The sequence below is a fragment of the Kurthia sp. 11kri321 genome (genome assembly GCF_001534765.1).
GTDB classification, from domain to species: Bacteria; Bacillota; Bacilli; order Bacillales_A; family Planococcaceae; genus Kurthia; species Kurthia gibsonii.
In genome coordinates, this window is the sequence record NZ_CP013217.1 from 2,454,509 (window position 1) to 2,473,995 (window position 19,487).

Sequence of the window (19,487 nt, forward strand, 5' to 3'; positions counted from 1 at the left end):
ATTATACCTTCGTCCAATTACCTTATATTTATACAAATAATTGGATTTCTTAATATAATTGAAATATTTATATACTATTTCCTTCCTTTTTGAAATAGAAATAAACGTATATGACAAAGTTGTTATAGAATTGTGATGTGTGTAATATTTCTATTTTTGTGTTTTCTTCCATTCTCGATAAAACGTACTTTTAGAAACATCTTTCATAAATTTTTGTAAGTCTTGTTTTAGCATATCTTGATGAAAATAACTCAAATATTCATCTAATTCTTCTTTAATTATTCGCTGACCTGTATAAGTACAATTGGAACAGTTCCATTTCCTCCGACTTTTTTTCAGCATTTTCGAATGACATTTTGGACAGAGAAAGTCACTATTCAAGTGATACAATTTAAAATTATAATATTCTCCTAAAGTATTTATCCGATAATCAATCGCTTTTTCTTTTATTCTGTTAATAAATTTTTGTACATCTGTATTTTCAGTATTCTCCTGATTTTGCTTATAAATAAACTGCTCGATTTCATCTAAATCTAAAATATGTGTCATGGTATTATCACTATTTACAATACTTGAGAGCGTAGGAAAAACTACTGCTCCATATATCGGAATATTATATTGATGACTATAATTCCATATTTCTAATTGTTTAATATATTTTTGAATTTGAGTTTCGGGACTTCTAAATTTCTGATCAGGTTGTCCTTTTATTTTTCGAATCAGTTGTTGTGGATTCTGTGTAAAATAAATATGTCCCGAAATATTTTTCACTTCTAAAATGATGATGCAACTCGATGTCGCAATAAGAAAATCCATTTGAAATAGCCCATTTTGATAGAGCATGACATCGTGAAAAATATGAATATCTATTGCGTTTTTATAAGTATTTAAGCGTTTTGCAACAATTTCTTCTCCAAAGTCTCCAGCTTCAATTTTCGCTATATCTTGTTGAATACGTACTTTTATTTCTTCAGAATGTAAACGTGCATAAAGCCTTTTTAAAATTTGCGTTTTGGGATTAGAACGAAATTCTTTTTGAATCATTTCGAAATTCTCCTTTTTTATTCACTATACACTATGCATATTTTAGGGATTTTTGTTTATACTTCTTATTTTAAAAAAGGCGTGTTTTTTTATTCAGTTATTGGATTATAGATTAGAAAACTTGTTTATCATAAAAAGACTCGAGTTTTCCTTTTCAGAAGTTGGGATTCCCTTTCGCGCGTGGATTTGTCCCTTTCAAAGCGCGCGATTCCCTTTCGCACGTGGATTTGTCCCTTTCAATCGCATCGTTTCCCTTTCGCGCGACCTTTTGTCCCTTTCAATCGCATCGTTTCCCTTTCGCGCGGGGATTTGTCCCTTTCAATCACACCGTTTCCCTTTCGCGCGACCATTTGTCCCTTTCAACTGCATCGATTCCCTTTCGCGCGACCATTTGTCCCTTTCAACTGCATCGATTTCCTTTCGCGCATGGATTTGTCCCTTTCAATGGCAACGTTTCCCTTTCGCGCGTGAATTTGTCCCTTTCAATGGCATCGATTCCCTTTCGCACGTGGATTTGTCCCTTTCAACGACATCGTTTCCCTTTCGCGCGCGGATTTGTCCTTTTCAATCGCATCGTTTCCCTTTCGCGCGCGGATTTGTCCCTTTCAATCGCATCGTTTCCCTTTCGACCCCAAGTTTGTCCCTTTCAACAAATAAAATTCAATTTAAACTAGTTAACTTAAGTCCCCACTCTACCTCCTACACCCACCACCTCCATCTACTCACAACAAAAAAACTCTCGCCTAAGCGAGAGTTAAGAGTTAGATCATATTGATTTTCGGGCTGTGGTGAACAGCTTGGTGTAAGACATGTTGCCAGCGTTCTTTGTATGTGGCTTCTGCAAAGTGTTCTGTTGCGTGTTGTTTTGCAGCTGCACCGAGTTTTAGCATGTGATCTGGGTTTTGGATTGCTTCAATCATGCTGGTTGCGAGTTGTTCGATATTGTCAGGTTCAACAAGGATACCATTTTCATTATGCTCAATATATGTCGTTGGACCGTATGTAATCGCATAAGAGATGGTTGGTGTGCCTTGAATCGCTGCTTCCGCATACGCATAATTAAGTCCTTCTGTTTTCGCTGTAATGATGGAAGCGAGTGCTTGTTGATAGATGTCTGCTACATTCGGATGGTAGCCTTTTAATGTGACAACTTTTTCAAGCTTTTCTTCTGCAATTAATTCTTGTAGATTCGCTTCTTCGTTTCCGACACCATAGATGTCTAAGCGTGCATCAGGTTCTTCTGCAATCACTTGTTTCATCGCTTTTATTGCATGTTGTACTTGCTTATCTTCAATCAGGCGTGTCACCATGACGAAGCGATTCGGATCGCGTAATGCTTCGCTTGGCATCGCTTCAACTGTTGGTGGAATGACGTGAATATTGCCACGATTGCCGACATCACTGTGTAAATCACGCTGCTGTTCTTCTGTTGAAACAACAGTTGCATATCCTTTTGGAATCGCGTTGACAACAGATTTCATAAACTTTGGCATCGAACTACCAACTGTATAAGGTTCTTCTAAATGGTTATGTTCGACAACGAAAATTTTATCCGCATACTGATCTTCCACACCGAGTACGCGATCTGCTACACGTTCAGTTTCAGCTACAATAATCGGACGAACCGATTCTAAACGACATAATTCATTCACCCAGAAAGTTTGAAACTCTAAACGATTTTTAAAATCGAAGGCTTTTTGAATTTTCGGATCAAATAGGAAGACACGTTGTTGTCCGCCTGTTAAATAGTTGAACCAGATTGTTAAGTAACAGAAGCCATCTGGTGTAAAGTAACTCTCTTGATTCTTCTTGTTGTTTGCTGGATGATATAAAATTTCGCGTGCTTTATATCCTGCTGGATGGAACTCCTCACGCGAAATACGTACGCGATTGTCATTGAAGTAGTCGACGAATTGTAAGCGACCATCTTCGTCCCAGCGCTTATATTTTGCATAGCGACCATTTTCAAAATAGCGTGCGTGATTGCCAGCATCTTCTACAAAGAATTCGTCTTCGAATTTATGACGGTTCTTTTCGTAATGTGCTTTTGAAACAGCCGATACTTCCACCACTGCAAAGCGATCACGATAGTAGTCGTACAAATTCACAATATGCACATCATGTGGAAGATGACCTGTGACATGAAGTTCACGTTCGATTTCCGCATAGTTTGGTTTGTAGTCTAATGTTACAAGAACAGGTTGGTAATCTGGCTGATTGAGCAGACGCGCTTGTTTTAATACTGCTTTATGCAAGCCTCTTTGTTCCGTATTGAGGTCATTGCTTACCAGAAATAATGTTTTTCTCACCGCTTGTCACTCCTATTCTTATTTATGCTTACGCTGCTTCGCCAATTGGTCGCGGAATTCTTTTTGCTTGGCTGGTGTCAGCTTATTATAGTCTTTTAGGAACGCCATGTAATTACGCATGACCACATTTGTTGGGCCGAATTCACGTAAACGCCCACCCTCAATCCATGCAATTTTTGTACAGAAATTACGTACTTGAGAAAGGTTATGACTGACGAAGAAAATCGTCTTTCCTTGTTTTTTATATTCGAGCATTTTTGCGAGTGACTTATCTGTAAACGTCTGGTCTCCAACAGATAATGCTTCGTCGATTACGAGGATATCAGGATTCGCTGTTACACTAATCGCAAAGCCAAGTTTCGACTTCATACCACTTGAATATTGTTTAACAGGTTGATAAATGAAGTCTCCAAGCTCTGAAAACTCAATGATTTCTGGCATGACTTCTTTAATCTTTTCTTTTGAATAGCCCATAAGTAGACATTTGAATTCGATATTTTCAGCACCTGTTAAGGCATTGTTCAGACCTGACTGAATCGCAATGACATTCACTTCACCATTGACGATTAATTCTCCAGATGTTGGTGGAACGAGTCCGCCAATGATATTGGATAAAGTCGACTTCCCTGAACCATTAATACCAACAAGTCCGACGACATCGCCTTCTTCTACTGAAAAAGTGATATTTTCAATCGCATTAAAAGATGAACCTTTTTTACCTGGAAAGATCAGGTCAGCAATTTGCTGGCCCTTCGTTTCATACATACGATATTTTTTTGTAATATTTTTTAAAATAACTGATTCTGCCATTTGAGCATCCTCCATAAAGTTTAGACAAAGTCTGAGAAGCGCGCACGGAATTTATAATGTGCTTTTGCACCGAAGTACAAGAAGATCAGTATAAGTGCTAAGTTGTATAATGCGAGTTCCCAATGATTGATGATATACCATTCATGTGTTAGTAACCCAGCACGGTAACCTTGTGCTAAGAAATAGAATGGATTCAACATTAAAATATTTTGTAATAATTCGGGCATATCTTTTGAGCGATCCCACAGAATTGGTGAGATGAAGAACATCCCTTGTAGAACCGATTGAATGACCATTTGTAAATCACGTACAACGACTGTCAGCGTTGATGTAAGTAGTGTAATTGAAAAGGCTAATACATATGACCATAATACGAAAATGATGAGTTCGAAATAGTGCCATGTCGGATAGTATCCGCCAATCCAGAAGATGACCATAATGACAGCGAGTAGCGCCAAGTGACCATAATATTTTCCCATAATAATATAACTCGGTATGCTCGAAAGTGGAAAATTCATCTTTGCGACCATGGAGTATTTTTGATAGATTGATTTTGAACCTTGTAAAATAGCTTTATTAATAAAGAACCAGAAAGAAATCCCCGCTAACATCCAGTATACATACGGAATACCGTCGACTTCTGCGTTTCGACGCATCACATAGCCGAAGATGAACCAATACATCGCCATTTGGATGGCAGGATTTAAAATTTCCCATATGAATCCAAGATAGTTCCCCTGATTATCAATGCGCAGTTGGAATTTCGCTAAACGCTGAACCAGATAAAATGAATTCACCTGTTCTTTAATGATATTAATCATTGCTTTCATATTGTATTTTCCTCTATTCCATGTATTTCAAATAATTAGAACGAAATGCTGCGAAAATTAGTTCCAAAACGCTCCGAATATTCATTGCTTATTATAGCATATTCGCACCCAATTTAAGACACAATGTCCATGCGATTGAAAAAGAGAAATCGCCTTGCGGACGACTCCTCTTTTCGGATTACTTTTATTAATTTAATACGGTTTCACATGGTTCTGTTTCAACAGTTGTTTCATCTTCTACTGGTGGAATGTAGGCCGGTGCGAGTGTTTGTTTATAGAATACGCGCTTCACAACACGCTCCGAAGAACGTCCATCTTCCCATTCACAGAAGCGATTTTTGAAACGTTCGTAACGAGCAGGATCTGCATGACCTTCTGTTAACGCACGATCAATTTCAGCGATGAGCTCATCTTCTGTTTTGACAATCTTACCTGGCGCATCCGCTTCAATATCAATATAAAAGCCACGCAGTCGATCACGATAATCTTCTAAATCATACATATAGAAAATAATCGGGCGATCTAATGTAGCGTAATCGAAGAACACAGATGAATAATCCGTAATCAATAAGTCACTAATTAAATATAAATCGGCAATATCATAATAATCTGATACATCAATAATGAAATCTTTATATGGCGTAAAATCGAAGCTCTCTGATACAAGATAGTGCATGCGCGCTAATAAGACAAAATCATCGCCATATTTTTCTTTCATACGATTAATATCAAATTGGAACTCAAAACGATATTTACCTTTTTCGAAAAATTGATCATCACGCCACGTCGGTGCGTATAATACCACTTTTTTCTTCGGATCGATATTCAATGACTGACGAATTTGCTGCATACGTGCCTCAGATGGGTTATGTAAGACATCATTTCTCGGATAGCCTGACTCAATTACAGGCCCTTTAAAATGGAATGCACGTGATAAAATCTCTGTTGAGTATGCGTTTGGACCTACTAAATAGCTCCAGTTTTTCGATTCTGAGATAATATTTTTACGATATTTCGAAGTAACTGTGCCTGGCATATGTACTTCCTCAATATCTGTCCCTAATCGCTTCAGCGGTGTACCGTGCCATGTTTGCAAATAAGTTGTACCTTTAGGTTTTTTCATCCATTTCGCAAGACGTACATTATTCACCCAATACTGTGCTCTCGGGAATGTCAGCAACCATTTTAAAGAAAAACGCTTCATATAAGGAACATTCATTTCTTTAAACATCGGGATACTCTCTTTATTTACAGACCAAATCAAATCAAATTCTGGACAATTTTCTTTCATATATTCATAAATCGCACGTGGATTATCACTATAACGTTTACCATGAAAACTTTCGAAGACAACTAAATTCTCGATGCGTGGCTTTTTTGCCATATAACGATAAGCCTTCTTCAAGACTTTTGTTAATATATTTTTAATAGACAAAGTTGTTCACTCTTTCAATTTTAATAATTTTTCAACATACATCATACCATATTCCTATGATGAATCTTTCTATTTTTTTAAACTTTCAATATTTCGCCTTCAAGAGAATATGCTATAATAAAAAAAGTAGTAAAAAATTAAACTAACTTGGGTGAATCTATGACAAAAGAATTGTTAATTCAACTGTTTTTACTTATAAATAAATTTTTCTTCGCACTTTTTTCCATCTTTCCGACACGTAAAAAGATGGTTTTCTTATGCGATTTTGGCGATAACGCCGCTTATACAATACAAGCACTAAACGAACAAGGCTACTCAGATATTATCGTACTAAAAACGTCTCGTTGCAACGAAAATTTTTCAAATCTTAACGTAAAAAAGATTATTTTATTTGAGATGAAAGACTTACGTCAATATATAGGTGGTTTGTACCATATCTCTACTTGTAAAACGCTATTAATCGACAATTATGTACCGCTTTTAAATGTGCTGCCGAAACATATCGAATGTATTCAACTTTGGCATGCAGCAGGTGCAATTAAAAAATTCGCACTTTCTGATCCGAGTATCGCATATCGTACACCAGCAGCAGTTCGTCGCTTTCGAAAAGTTTATAAACGTATGGATAAAGTGGTTGTCGGTTCGGAACAAATGGCGAAGATTTTCCGTCTAGCATTTCATAAGGATCCGGATGCGTTTTTACGCACAGGGATTCCGCGCACAGATTTTTATTTTGACGAGTCGCGTGTTACTGAGGTACGCACACGCTTATTTGAAAAATATCCAATCTTGCGTGAAAAGAAAGTTCTATTATACGCACCAACTTTTCGTGATTTAGAATTAACTACACAGCAAATTCCGATTCACTTTACAAAATTGATGCAAGATGTCGGCGATGAATATGTATTGATTATTAAATTACATCCTGCTGTTCAACATACAGTGGAAAATTTAGTAAACCCTCAAATTATCGTACTCGACAATCAAGTACCAATTCATGAAGTACTAACGGTAACTGACTGTTTAATCAGTGATTATTCGTCAATTCCGTTTGAGTATGCGTTCTTTAAAAAGCCACAAATCTTCTATCCATATGATTTAGATCAATACCGTATGAGTCGTGGATTTTGGAGTGACTATCCAACAATGGTTCCCGGACCTGTTGTGGATAGCGACGAAGAATTAGTACACGCAATTCTTCATCTCGATTTTGATGCAACTGTTATACAAGACTACTCGAGCCATTGGAATACGTATTCTACAGGTCAATCTTCTAAAAACTTAGCAGAATACTTACTAACTCACTTATAACACATCTTTCTTTTTTTAAATGGGTGTACTATAATAACCAAAAGTATGATTTTGGAGGCAAATTATGAAAACCGTTATTACGTATGGCACGTTTGATTTACTACACGCTGGCCACATCAACATTCTTCGCCGTGCTAAAGAAATGGGCGACTACCTAATCGTTGCCATTTCGTCGGATGAATTCAATGCACTAAAAGGCAAAAAAGCTTACTATAGTTTCGAAGATCGCAAAATGATTTTGGAAGCGATTAAATATGTAGACAAAGTCATTCCTGAAGATAACTGGGAACAAAAAATTGAAGATGTACAAAAATACAATGTAGACTTATTCGTAATGGGACATGATTGGGAAGGCAAATTCGACTTCCTATCTGACTACTGCGAAGTATGCTACCTGCCACGTACAGAAGGCATCTCAACAACAAAAATTAAAGAAGACTTAAAACAAGTCCAACGCTGAAACGATTGAAACCGAAAACTCTCTGAGATTACAGAGAGTTTTCGGTTTTTGAGTGGTAGGGATTCCCTTTCGCGCGTGGATCAGTCCCTTTCGGCGAGCAGAATTCCCTTTCGCGCGCGAGTTTGTCCCTTTCAACGGCGGCGATTCCCTTTCGCGCGCGGATTTGTCCCTTTCAGTGGCGGGGATTCCCTTTCGCGCGTGAATCAGTCCCTTTCGGCGAGCAGAATTCCCTTTCGCGCGCGGTTTTGTCCCTTTCAATGGCGGCGATTCCCTTTCGCGCGCGAGTTTGTCCCTTTCAACGGCGGAGTTTCCCTTTCGCGCGCGGATTTGTCCCTTTCAACGGCGGGGATTCCCTTTCGCGCGCGAGTTTGTCCCTTTCAATTGCGGGGAGTCCCTTTCGCGCGCGGATTTGTCCCTTTCAACGGCGCCGATTCCCTTTCGCGCGACCATTTGTCCCTTTCAACGGCGGAGTTTCCCTTTCGCGCGACCATTTGTCCCTTTCAACGGCGCCGATTCCCTTTCGCGCGACCATTTGTCCCTTTCAACGGCGGAGTTTCCCTTTCGCGCGACCATTTGTCCCTTTCAACGGCGCCGATTCCCTTTCGCGCGCGGTTTTGTCCCTTTCAACGGCGCCGATTCCCTTTCGCGCGCGGATTTGTCCCTTTCAAATGCCAAGATTCCCTTTCGCGCGCGGTTTTGTCCCTTTCGACGGCACCGTTTCCCTTTCGCGCGACCATTTGTCCCTTTCAAATACCAAGATTCCCTTTCGCGCGCGGATTTGTCCCTTTCAGTGGCGCCGATTCCCTTTCGCGCGCGGTTTTGTCCCTTTCAACGGCGGGGATTCCCTTTCGCGCGCGGTTTTGTCCCTTTCAGTGGCGCCGATTCCCTTTCGCGCGCGGTTTTGTCCCTTTCAACGGCGGGGATTCCCTTTCGCGCGCGGTTTTGTCCCTTTCAACGGCGCCGATTCCCTTTCAAATGCCAAGATTCCCTTTCGCGCGCGAGTTTGTCCCTTTCATAATCAAAAATTCACCCCAAACAAAAAGCACTCACATCCATGAGCGCTTTTTCACATATTAGTTTTGTTTAGCGATTTCTTGTTCGAATAGTTCATCCCATTCTTGGTATTGGCGTTCGCGTGTATATTTTTCATTGACGACTTGGTATGCATGTTCGCCTACTTCTAGAGCTTTTTCTGGTGTGTATAACCAGTCTGTCATCGCTTCTGCCAATGCATCGATGTCACCGTTTGGTACAACTTTTCCTGTTGTGCCATCTGTTAATTCACGTACAAGGTAGTTCACTTTGAAGCTGATTGCTGGTACTTTTTGTGTCATCGCTTCTAAAATAACTAAACTTTGTCCTTCGTAAATTGATGTGATGACTGTGAATAAGCCTTCGCTTAATTTTGTGAAAACATCGTTTGTATAAGGTAGTAGTTTTACTGATTTACGTAATTTTAAGTCAGCAATTAATTTTTTCAAAGCATCTTTTTGTGGACCATCACCGTAAATATGTAACTCGGCATCTGGTACTACTTCTACTGTTTTTTTGAATGCTTGGATTAATAAATCAAGACGCTTCTCTGAGTTATAACGACTGATTGTCACAACGCGATTTAGATGTTTTTTCGTCACTTGTAGTTCACTTTCTGCTACATTCGAAATAACATGGATATTCCATTTTCGATCTGAGAATTGTGTCTCGATATCAATTTTTTGACGATTTGTTAAAACAACGATTGGTGCATCTTCATCTTTATTATTAAGTACATGTTTGATATCCGGTTTTACTTCACTACCGATTGTATATGGTTCTAATAAATGATTCGTATGGATTGTATAAATGCGAATCGCTTTTTCAGCTGGAATGTGTTGTACTTTCGGACTTGTGCCCGGTCCATCACAAATAATGATTGGTTTTACTTCTTCTAAATCACATAATTCCTCTAAAAAACTCGCATGAAATTCTAAGTTAGAAGGGAATACTTTTGCTTCTTGGCGATCTGGGCTAAATAATACAATTCGCTGCGGCTTACCTGTATTATGATTAAACCAGCGTGATAAGTAGCAAAAACCTTCTTTTGTATAATAATGAATTTGCGTTACTTTATTGTTAGATGGGTGATATGTTTCTTTTTGTAGTAAATAACCGTCAATATGATAAATTTCGCGTTCAATGCGTACACGTATTTCTGAGAAATAATCGACAACGCGTAAACGTCCTTCGTCATCCCATCGCTTATACTTTACATAGCGACCATTATCGAAATAGCGTGCTACTTTACCATCTAGTTGGTAATGGTAACCTTCTTCTTCTCGTTGTAAATTACGCTCATACTGTGCACGTATTTCTTCATTCACTTCACCACGGGTAAATTTATTACGATAGTATTCAAAAATATTAATAACTTCTGATGTTTCTGCAATGCGTCCTTCATATTTCAGCTGTTTTTCAATTTCAGGATAGTTTGTTTTGTCATCCAATGTGACAAGTGCTGTACTATATTTATCATTATCGAATAAATGCGTACGTGAAAACATCACGCTATTAATACCGCCTTTATTGATGTTGACATCATTCACAGCCATAAAAATTTTTCTTTTCATTAATTTTGTTCCCTCCTATTTTCGTTCCATACAAGATATAACTAAATCAGCGACACGTTCTGTTGATTTTCCATCTAAATCATCAAAAAATTTATCTGTGAAATCTTTGTAGTCAACATGTGGATGATTAAATTGATTTTGTAGTACACGCACCATTTGATCGGTATCTCGAACGATCTCTCCAGGTGTAAACTCTTCATATGGGACATAAAAATCACGTGCTGAAATATATTCTTCTAAATCAAAACAATAAAAAATCATCGGTTTATTTAATAAAGCATATTCAAAACAAACAGATGAATAATCTGTAATGAGTACATCTGTAATAAATAATAGATTATTAACACTTGGGTATTTTGTTAAATCAAAAATTTTATCCCGATATGCTTCTGGAATTGAGATTTTCTTTTTAACAAATGGATGCATTTTAATAATAAAGACATCTTCTTCACCCAGTCCTTCATAAATCTGGTCTAAATCAAGTTGTTCTTTTGGAAACTTAGCACTTGATTGACCATTTCCTCTGAAGGTCGGTGCATATAAAGCTACGCGCTTCCCAATAAACTGTGGGTATTTTTCATAAACTTCTTTTGTTTTTTGCTGTTTATAAGATTCGTCAAAAAAGACGTCGGTTCTTGGTACTCCTGTTGCAACAACACAGGATTCATCGATGCCAAAGCCTTCCGCATAGAAAGGAGCTACGTATTTCGAGCTAACAATCGCCTTTGTATAATTGCGATGCGCATTCGAATCAGGTTTTGGGCCACCTGGTTTACCAATTCGACTAAAGCCAAATGTTTTAAAAGCACCTACCGCATGCCAGATTTGAATTAAATCGGCACCTTTTCGAATTTTCAATGGATAAATCATCGGATAAAAATCATCGAGTAAAATAACTTTTGAGCGCGCTAAATTATACGCTAATTGAATAATTTCAATATAGCGTTTGCGTGTTTTAACGGATGGCTTTAATAAAAAGTAGTAACTATAATTTTTCTTTCTTTGCAACTCATCGTAAACGAATTGGAAGTTATCACTCATTGTTTTACGACTGTCTGATAAAATCGAAATGCGATTTTTGTTAATTGGTAGTAATGAAAACATTTTATAAAGCGTCTGAAAGACTTCTTTTTTAAATCGCCGATCAACTTTTTGCTTGAACGTCAATTTTTTCGCCATGTAACTTCCCTCACTTCGGTTCAAAGATGTGTTGAACAATTTTTTCCGTAACTCCCGATACAACACCAATATTTTCGCGTACCATACGCTCTGTATTTAAATGCTCATGCTGATGGCGTTGATTAATCCATTCGATTAATTGCTTACGACTATGCAACAAGTCACCATCTGTGATTTCTTTGATTGGACGATAGAAACCTCTATTTTTTGTATATTCCTCTAAGTCTGGAATATAGTGCGCTAGCGGTTTTTCAAATAAAGCAAATTCAAAAATAGCAGAAGAATAATCTGTAATAAAAGCATCTACATGTGGCATCCAAGCATTTGCACTCGATTGTAGATCCACATATATTTGTGGGTGATTCATTAAAGGTGTCCAATCCCGTGTATTTTCATATGGGTGTAATACGATAATAAGTAGTGTATTTTTCGGTAATTGCTTCACTATTTCTTGGACTTCATCTGTCCATCTAAGTAATGATTCTTGGTGAACTTTACCTGCTCGATACGTAGGTGCAATTAAAATTTTCGTCATATTTTTCTTTTGATGCGAAAATTTAACAGGCGGTGGCGCAACATGGCACATTAACTGTTCTGCACGCGGCGAACCCATCGCAAAAATTTGTGTAGGCGACATACCAAAAGCTTCGGAAAAATATTTGGCGGAAATATCAGTTGAGACATATGCAGCGGTATAATGTTGGTGAATTGGTAATATTTCAAGATACTTTTCCGAAGGTCCAAACTGCGTATTACGTGTGCTAAGTCCAAATTTTTTAAACGCGCCTGTAGCATGCCAAAGTTGAATAATGCGTGTACCTTTTCTCGGCGTAACAAGATATCCGGCTAAAAAATAATCATCAATCAATATGGTTTCTGCATCGCGTATTAACCATAAATCTTTTAAAATAGTGAGACCTACTTTTTTAGCAGATGTTTGAATATAGATTTCTTTTGATGGAAATTGTTTTTTTAATTCTTCAAAAACCATTTGTAGATTACCTTCTAATTTTGAACCTCTATAGAGAAAGAACACCACTTTCTCTTTTCGAATAGGCGAAAAGAGCGTGATGAGTTGATAATAACTATTCACTATTTGTTTATACCATTTTAAAATAGTATATTTTATCGACATATTAGATCTTCCATTCCATCACACTTTTGCCCCAAGATCGTGATAAATCTTCTTCAAAAGCGCGTGTAATATCTTGCACAGACTCCACTCTTGTGACATTACCTACAAGTGTTGATAAATATTCAGGAATTTCAGGATACTTTTTATACAGATTTACAGTACGTTGAAAATCGAGTGAGCCACTTCGACTGCTACCAATCAATGTTAAGCCCTTTTCAAGTACCATACGTGTATTAATTTCTACAGGAAATTCACTCACACCAAGTAAGCAAATTGCACCTTCTGGCTTAATAATATCAATCATTTGATCAATCGCATACTGGCTTCCTTTACCACCTGCACATTCAATCGCATGATCGATTTCGTAATTCTCTGGAATTTCATTAATAAAAATAGCCTCATCCACAAATGTAAAATGATCTAGTTTATATTGCGTTTTCCCGAAAATCGTTACATGGCAATCTGGATACATGTACTTTAAAATCAAACAAGTAATATAACCTAAATTACCATCCCCCCAAACACCAAAATGTCCACGACGCTTAATCGCCTTCTGTTCGAAACGACTGAGAGCATGTGTTGTAATTGTAACTAATTCTGTAAAAGATGCGACGTTTGGGCAAACATGTTCAGGTAACGGAACAATGCGGTCACGCTTTAAAAAGACATAATCTTGCATAAAGCCATCATACCCACTTGAACGGAAGCGGCTTGAACGTAAATAGTTTTCAGCGACATAAGGATCATCTTCTGTTGGTGTATTTGGCACCATCACAACACGCGTACCTACTGGAATTTCGTGTTTTGGGTCATATGCTACTTCACCAATTCCTTCATGTATTAGCGCCATTGGTAACTTTTGACGCATCGCTTTTGCGCCACGTCGACCTGTGTAATAACGCTGGTCGGCTGCACAAATGGATAGATGTGTCGGACGCACAATGATTTCCTCGCCTTGTAAGGAACGGTCTTTGTAACTTAACTCAAATTGTCTAGCAGATACGAGTCGATAAATTTGATTAATCATTATTTATCCAAACTCCCTTTCAAAATTGAGTTTGCTACGTTTAAATCGTAAGGTGTCGTTACTTTGATATTAAACGTCTCTCCTTTAACGATTCCCACTTTCTTACCTTTCATAACGAAAATTTTGGCTGCGTCGGTTAAAATTTCTTTTTCATCATCGCTTAGTGCTTGATATAGCTCACGTAACTCGGCTATATTAAATGTTTGTGGCGTTTGACCTTGATACATAAAATCGCGTCTCGGAATATCCGAAATAAATTCACCATCCTCTGATGCAACAATCGTATCAATCGCATTAATCACAGTATCAACTGCTCCTACTTCTAACCCTTTTTCAATATTTTGCTCAATAATACGATGCGTCAAAAATGGACGCACCGCATCATGAGTAATTAAAATATCATCTGTTTGAACTCCTGCATTTTTTTCAATGGCATCAATAACTTTCATAATTGTATCATTTCGATCACGTCCACCACTTACTACTTCAATTCGTGGGATTGAAAGTCCATACTTTTTTAGTAAATCTCGCGTATGTTGTACCCAATCACGTGGCACGGCGATAAAAATCTTTTGGATTCGTGGATTTAGAACAAATTTTTCAACTGTATGAATAATAATCGGTTTATTTTGTAACGACAAAAACTGTTTAGGCATCGGAACATTCCCCATTCGTGTCCCTTTACCGCCTGCTAAAATTCCTGCATAAATCACTATAACAACCCCTTATTCATTGTTTTCATATGCTCGGAACATCCAATTATGTATGTAGCACAAGGCTACTTGAGTGTTTGAATGAATTGTTCCATGCGATTCATCGCTTCAACAAGCGTTTCCATCGCATAAGCATACGTAATCCTTACATACCCTTCTCCCAATTTTGAAAACGCAGAACCCGGCACAACGCCCACGCCGCCTTCAATCATTAAGCGTGTCGCAAATTCTTCAGATGTCATACCGAACTGCTGAATCGATGGGAAAATATAAAATGCACCTTCTGGCTTTTGTACTTCAATTCCCATTTTGATTAATCGTTCATACACATAATCGCGACGTTGACGATAGGATACATTCATCACTTCTGGTGCATCTTTAGCTATTGTTAGTGCCGCAATAGCTCCATACTGACTTGGAACAGCTGCACATAAGATGTTGAAGGCTGACACTTTTAATGTCTGTTGAATGAGATGTTCATGCCCCATGATGAAACCAATTCGATATCCTGTCATCGCATGTGATTTTGATAACCCATGAATTAAGAAAAGACGATCTTTTATTTCTGGATATGAACCAAATGAGCGATGTGCATGGTCAAATGTATTTTCACTATAAATTTCATCTGAAATAATATAAAGCTGTTGATCTTTTAAATAGTCAACAATCTCATCCATCACATCATGACTTAATGTAGCACCTGTCGGATTTGTCGGATAGTTAAATAAAATCGCTTTTGTTTTTGATGTCACACATGCTTTTAAACGCTCGAGTGATGGCTGAAAATGCGTATCTGTTGTATCTAAATAGACTACTTTTGCTCCTACACTCTCAATCACAGGAACGTAACCTGCATACATCGGTGCTGGCACAATCAATTCATCACCAGGTAATAAAATCGTACGTAATACGGCATCGAGCGCTTGACTTGCTCCATTCGTCACCATTACTTCCGTTTTTGGATTATATGAACACTGATACTTCTCTTTGAAAAATGCTGCTACTACTTCACGAAGCTCTAGTAATCCTGCATTGCTTGAATAGCCCGTACGATCTTGCAAAATCGCCTGTGCTGCTGCTTCTTTTACTACCTCTGGAGCATGAAAATCGGGTTGACCAATCGTCAAATTGAGTGCTTCTGGATAATTTGCTAATTGATTGGCAAAACGACGAATGCCTGAAATTTCTAAGTTGGTAATGCGTGAATTCATATCTAACGCCATGGGTAAAATCCTTCTTTCAAATATACATTTATTAGTAGCCATATTATACGCCTTTTCTCTATAAATATCATACGTTAACATCATGCTTTTTTGTTATTTTTTAGGTGATTTTTACATAGATTTAATATTAGGGGCGTGGATGAATGAGTGTCGAATTTTGTTGAAAGGGACTGATCCACGCGCGAAAGGGACAAACTCGCGCGTGAAAGGGAATCTACGCCTCCGAAAGGGACAAACTCGCGCGCGAAAGGGAATCCTCGCCTCCGAAAGGGACTGATCCGCGCGCGAAAGGGAATCCACGCCTCCGAAAGGGACTGATCCGCGCGCGAAAGGGAATCCACGCCTCCGAAAGGGACTGACCCGCGCGCGAAAGGGAATCCTGCTCGCCGAAAGGGACTGATCCACGCGTGAAAGGGAATCCTCGCCTCCGAAAGGGACAAACTCGCGCGCGAAAGGGAATCCTCGCCTCCGAAAGGGACAAACTCGCGCGCGAAAGAGAATCCTCGCCTCCGAAAGGGACAAACTCGCGCGCGAAAGAGAATCCTCGCCTTCGAAAGGGACAAACTCGCGCGCGAAAGGGAATCCTCGCCTCCGAAAGGGACTGATCCGCGCGCGAAAGGGAATCCACGCCTCCGAAAGGGACTGATCCGCGCGCGAAAGGGAATCCTGCTCGCCGAAAGGGACTGATCCACGCGTGAAAGGGAATCTCACTCTCTGAAAGGGACTGATCCGAGGGCGAAAATAGGCCACACGCTTCAAGACCTAAGTTGCTCCCTCTTTGCACTTTCTTCAAGGCTTTTGAGTAATTCAAAGGGACTTGAATTGTTTATGTTAGTGTGAATTCGAGCATTCGACCCGTATTTTGGGTCACTCGCTGAAGAAACTGGGTCACTCGCACCTCGTTTCGGGCCATTCACCCGTCAAACGGGACATTCGAAGGCGAAAATGGGCCACTCGCTCCAGATTCGTTCTCCACAAAAAAAGCACGACGCATCTACGTCGTGCCCTACAAATATTAATGATTTAATACTGCTTTTAAGAAGTTTTGTGCGCGTTCTGTTTTCGGGTTCGAGAAGAATTCGCTCGGTGGTGCGACTTCGACGATTTTTCCTTCTGCCATGAAAACAATCTCATCACAAATTTCTTTTGCGAAGCCCATTTCATGTGTTACAACGACCATCGTCATACCTTCATGTGCAAGTTTACGAATCGCATCGAGTACCTCTTTTACCATCTCTGGGTCGAGTGCTGATGTTGGTTCGTCAAATAGCATGACTTCTGGATCCATCGCAAGCGCACGCGCAATAGCAACACGCTGCTGTTGTCCACCTGATAAACGCCCAGGGAAAGCATGTACTTTATCTCCTAGCCCAAGTGACGTTAATAATTCGACTGCTCGCTTTTCAGCTTGTTCTTTTGACTGTTTTTTCACCTTAATTGGTGAAATCGTTACGTTATCTAAAACACTTAAGAACGGATATAGATTAAAGCTTTGGAATACGAAACCAATATTCGTACGCGCTTTATTAATATTCGTCTTTTTATCGTGAATCGAAATACCATTTACAATAATCTCACCTGAATCAATCGGCTCAAGTGCATTAATTGTACGAATGAGTGTAGACTTCCCCGCACCAGAAGGACCAATCAATGCGATGACATTGGATTTTGGTACTTCTAATGAGATGTCCGTTAATACATGATGTGTACCGAAACTTTTATTAACATTTTTAATTGAAATCATCTGCGTTAGCCCCCTCTTACTGCTCGTTCTTTAACATGCGTTTTTCAAAATAGCGAATGAGTAACGATAATGAGAATGTCATGATGAAGTAAATCACCGCAACGAATGCCCATATCTCTAGTGCACGAAACGAACTCGATACAAGGTTTTTCGCTTTTAATGTTAAGTCAACACCTGCAATAACCGACACTAACGACGAATCTTTAATTAACATAATAAATTGAGACGCTGCTGGTGGTAATGTACGACGAATGGCTTGCGGTAAAATAATATAACGCATCGCTTGAAAATTCGACATACCCGATGAACGTGCTGCTTCCATCTGTCCTTTTGGTACAGATTGAATACCTGAACGGAAAATTTCTGCTAAGAATGCCCCTTCAAATACCGCTAAACTGACAATCGCACTCCAATATGAGCTAAGACCGAAAATCGCACCTAGACCGAAGTACACGAACATTAATAGTACAAGTAATGGCACGCCACGCATGATTTCAACATACGTGCTTGCAATCAAACGAACACCGATATTACGTGAAATACGACCAAAACCGAAGATGATACCAATTGGTAAGCTAAGCAACAGGGAGATTGCTGAAATTTCTAGTGTTAGTAAAGCCCCTTCGAGGAAGACGTCGATATTATCAGGGATGACGCTCCAATCGAACTCGTAGTTATTAAACATATATACTCCTCCTAAATACCGCTTGAAATGACAAAAAAGAGGTTTCCCTCTCTCTGTCTAATAAAATCAGAACGATTCTATTATTGTTTTGGGCTTTCTACTTGGTTTAACCAGTTGCTATCTTCAAACCATTTTTTCTTCGTTTCTTCTTCCTCTTTAGAACCTAAATATTCTTTTAAGAAGTCATTCACGTATTTTACTGTTTTCTCATCGCCTTTTTTAATCGCGATTCCTAATTTATCTGTTGCAAGTAAGCCGTCTAAAGCTTTTACTTTACCTTCGTTTTGTAGTGCATATACTTTAATCGCTGGCTCATCATATACAAGTGCATCTGCTTGACCTTGTTGTACTGCAAGCGCTGCTGATGGGAAATCTTCGTATTCTTTAATTTCCGCATTCTTCAGTTCTTTTTTCGCTACGATTGAACCTGTTGTACCGATTTGAACAACGACTGTTTTACCTTTTTCATCTACTTCTTTTAAATCTTTAATTTTGCTATCGCTTTTTACCATAACGCCTTGACCTGTTTCATAATATGCATCCGCAAAGCTTACAGCATTTTCACGTTCTTTTGTAATGGTCATACCTGCAAAAATCATATCAATTTTACCTGTTTGTAAAGCTGGGATTAGTGCGTCAAAGCCGAATTGCTTCACTTCAACTGTTGCACCCATTGATTTTGCTAGTGCTGTTGCTACATCAATATCGTAACCAACCATTTTGCCGTCTTTATCAATCATTTCGAATGGGTAGTAACCTGCATTCGTACCAATGATTAACTTTTTATCTTTTTCTACTTTTGAAATTGTTGAATCATCGTTACTACCACCATCTTTTGATGAATCATCCTTTGCTCCACATCCTGCAAGTACAACCATGACGATTGCCACCATTGCGATTAACCATTTTTTCATATTCAAAACCCCTTTGGTTTGATTTATTTTGTTTATATATGAATTATATTTCATTTTTATGC

General features: G+C 38.7%; 16 protein-coding genes. 2 read left to right on the forward strand and 14 right to left on the reverse strand.

Annotated elements, in window-relative coordinates:
- Positions 1-150: 150 nt before the first annotated feature.
- The 5 genes from ASO14_RS12290 to ASO14_RS12310 form a co-directional block, all read right to left on the reverse strand.
- Positions 151-1,044: an NERD domain-containing protein gene (locus ASO14_RS12290; protein ID WP_068455772.1), complete on the reverse strand. Its 894-nt coding sequence runs from the start codon at positions 1,042-1,044 to the stop codon at positions 151-153.
- 761 nt (positions 1,045-1,805) lie between these two features.
- Positions 1,806-3,353, reverse strand: coding sequence for a glycosyltransferase (locus ASO14_RS12295; protein WP_068455775.1), 1,548 nt, complete (start codon positions 3,351-3,353; stop codon positions 1,806-1,808).
- 18 nt (positions 3,354-3,371) lie between these two features.
- Complete coding sequence (gene tagH / locus ASO14_RS12300) at positions 3,372-4,163, reverse strand: teichoic acids export ABC transporter ATP-binding subunit TagH (protein ID WP_068455778.1); 792 nt, start codon at positions 4,161-4,163, stop codon at positions 3,372-3,374.
- 20 nt (positions 4,164-4,183) lie between these two features.
- Positions 4,184-4,993, reverse strand: a complete 810-nt coding sequence (locus tag ASO14_RS12305) for an ABC transporter permease (RefSeq protein WP_068455780.1) — start codon at positions 4,991-4,993, stop codon at positions 4,184-4,186.
- Between the two features lie 187 nt (positions 4,994-5,180).
- On the reverse strand, positions 5,181-6,377 hold the full coding sequence (locus ASO14_RS12310; RefSeq protein WP_082701479.1) for a CDP-glycerol glycerophosphotransferase family protein: 1,197 nt from the start codon (positions 6,375-6,377) through the stop codon (positions 5,181-5,183).
- 210 nt (positions 6,378-6,587) lie between these two features.
- Here ASO14_RS12310 and ASO14_RS12315 point away from each other — a divergent pair, with 210 nt between their 5' ends.
- Together ASO14_RS12315 and tagD are read left to right on the forward strand one after the other, a co-directional pair.
- Positions 6,588-7,739: a CDP-glycerol glycerophosphotransferase family protein gene (locus ASO14_RS12315; RefSeq protein WP_068455784.1), complete on the forward strand. Its 1,152-nt coding sequence runs from the start codon at positions 6,588-6,590 to the stop codon at positions 7,737-7,739.
- A gap of 64 nt (positions 7,740-7,803) precedes the next feature.
- Positions 7,804-8,199: a glycerol-3-phosphate cytidylyltransferase gene (gene tagD, locus ASO14_RS12320; protein ID WP_068455786.1), complete on the forward strand. Its 396-nt coding sequence runs from the start codon at positions 7,804-7,806 to the stop codon at positions 8,197-8,199.
- Between the two features lie 1,073 nt (positions 8,200-9,272).
- Here tagD and ASO14_RS12325 read toward each other — a convergent pair.
- The 9 genes from ASO14_RS12325 to ASO14_RS12365 form a co-directional block, all read right to left on the reverse strand.
- The gene (locus ASO14_RS12325; protein WP_068455789.1) at positions 9,273-10,805 is read right to left on the reverse strand and encodes a glycosyltransferase; all 1,533 of its coding nucleotides are present in this window, start codon (positions 10,803-10,805) and stop codon (positions 9,273-9,275) included.
- Between the two features lie 15 nt (positions 10,806-10,820).
- Positions 10,821-11,984 carry a CDP-glycerol glycerophosphotransferase family protein gene (locus ASO14_RS12330; RefSeq protein ID WP_068455793.1) on the reverse strand — a complete coding sequence of 388 codons (1,164 nt, stop codon included), beginning with the start codon at positions 11,982-11,984 and terminating at the stop codon, positions 10,821-10,823.
- 10 nt (positions 11,985-11,994) lie between these two features.
- On the reverse strand, positions 11,995-13,119 hold the full coding sequence (locus tag ASO14_RS12335) for a CDP-glycerol glycerophosphotransferase family protein (protein WP_082701480.1): 1,125 nt from the start codon (positions 13,117-13,119) through the stop codon (positions 11,995-11,997).
- 1 nt (position 13,120) lies between these two features.
- Positions 13,121-14,146 carry a ribitol-5-phosphate dehydrogenase gene (locus ASO14_RS12340; protein WP_068455799.1) on the reverse strand — a complete coding sequence of 342 codons (1,026 nt, stop codon included), beginning with the start codon at positions 14,144-14,146 and terminating at the stop codon, positions 13,121-13,123.
- Positions 14,146-14,859 (reverse strand): IspD/TarI family cytidylyltransferase, encoded by a 714-nt coding sequence (locus ASO14_RS12345; protein ID WP_068455802.1) that lies wholly within the window; start codon positions 14,857-14,859, stop codon positions 14,146-14,148. The genes ASO14_RS12340 and ASO14_RS12345 overlap by 1 nt, the downstream gene beginning before the upstream one ends.
- 65 nt (positions 14,860-14,924) lie before the next feature.
- Complete coding sequence (locus ASO14_RS12350) at positions 14,925-16,082, reverse strand: aminotransferase class I/II-fold pyridoxal phosphate-dependent enzyme (protein ID WP_068455805.1); 1,158 nt, start codon at positions 16,080-16,082, stop codon at positions 14,925-14,927.
- 1,015 nt (positions 16,083-17,097) lie between these two features.
- Positions 17,098-17,826 (reverse strand): amino acid ABC transporter ATP-binding protein, encoded by a 729-nt coding sequence (locus ASO14_RS12355; RefSeq protein WP_068455808.1) that lies wholly within the window; start codon positions 17,824-17,826, stop codon positions 17,098-17,100.
- Between the two features lie 16 nt (positions 17,827-17,842).
- Positions 17,843-18,511, reverse strand: a complete 669-nt coding sequence (locus ASO14_RS12360; RefSeq protein WP_068455811.1) for an amino acid ABC transporter permease — start codon at positions 18,509-18,511, stop codon at positions 17,843-17,845.
- Positions 18,512-18,591: 80 nt separating this feature from the next.
- On the reverse strand, positions 18,592-19,425 hold the full coding sequence (locus tag ASO14_RS12365) for a transporter substrate-binding domain-containing protein (RefSeq protein ID WP_068455814.1): 834 nt from the start codon (positions 19,423-19,425) through the stop codon (positions 18,592-18,594).
- Positions 19,426-19,487: the final 62 nt, after the last annotated feature.

Bases quoted from the DNA above. Each gene is read 5' to 3' on its own strand.
- ASO14_RS12290 (WP_068455772.1), bottom strand. From the start codon at position 1,044: ATGATTCAAAAAGAATTTCGTTCTAATCCCAAAACGCAAATTTTAAAA.
- tagH (WP_068455778.1), bottom strand. From the start codon at position 4,163: ATGGCAGAATCAGTTATTTTAAAAAATATTACAAAAAAATATCGTATG.
- ASO14_RS12305 (WP_068455780.1), bottom strand. From the start codon at position 4,993: ATGAAAGCAATGATTAATATCATTAAAGAACAGGTGAATTCATTTTAT.
- ASO14_RS12310 (WP_082701479.1), bottom strand. From the start codon at position 6,377: ATGGCAAAAAAGCCACGCATCGAGAATTTAGTTGTCTTCGAAAGTTTT.
- ASO14_RS12315 (WP_068455784.1), top strand. From the start codon at position 6,588: ATGACAAAAGAATTGTTAATTCAACTGTTTTTACTTATAAATAAATTT.
- tagD (WP_068455786.1), top strand. From the start codon at position 7,804: ATGAAAACCGTTATTACGTATGGCACGTTTGATTTACTACACGCTGGC.
- ASO14_RS12325 (WP_068455789.1), bottom strand. From the start codon at position 10,805: ATGAAAAGAAAAATTTTTATGGCTGTGAATGATGTCAACATCAATAAA.
- ASO14_RS12330 (WP_068455793.1), bottom strand. From the start codon at position 11,984: ATGGCGAAAAAATTGACGTTCAAGCAAAAAGTTGATCGGCGATTTAAA.
- ASO14_RS12335 (WP_082701480.1), bottom strand. From the start codon at position 13,119: ATGTCGATAAAATATACTATTTTAAAATGGTATAAACAAATAGTGAAT.
- ASO14_RS12340 (WP_068455799.1), bottom strand. From the start codon at position 14,146: ATGATTAATCAAATTTATCGACTCGTATCTGCTAGACAATTTGAGTTA.
- ASO14_RS12350 (WP_068455805.1), bottom strand. From the start codon at position 16,082: ATGGCGTTAGATATGAATTCACGCATTACCAACTTAGAAATTTCAGGC.
- ASO14_RS12355 (WP_068455808.1), bottom strand. From the start codon at position 17,826: ATGATTTCAATTAAAAATGTTAATAAAAGTTTCGGTACACATCATGTA.
- ASO14_RS12360 (WP_068455811.1), bottom strand. From the start codon at position 18,511: ATGTTTAATAACTACGAGTTCGATTGGAGCGTCATCCCTGATAATATC.
- ASO14_RS12365 (WP_068455814.1), bottom strand. From the start codon at position 19,425: ATGAAAAAATGGTTAATCGCAATGGTGGCAATCGTCATGGTTGTACTT.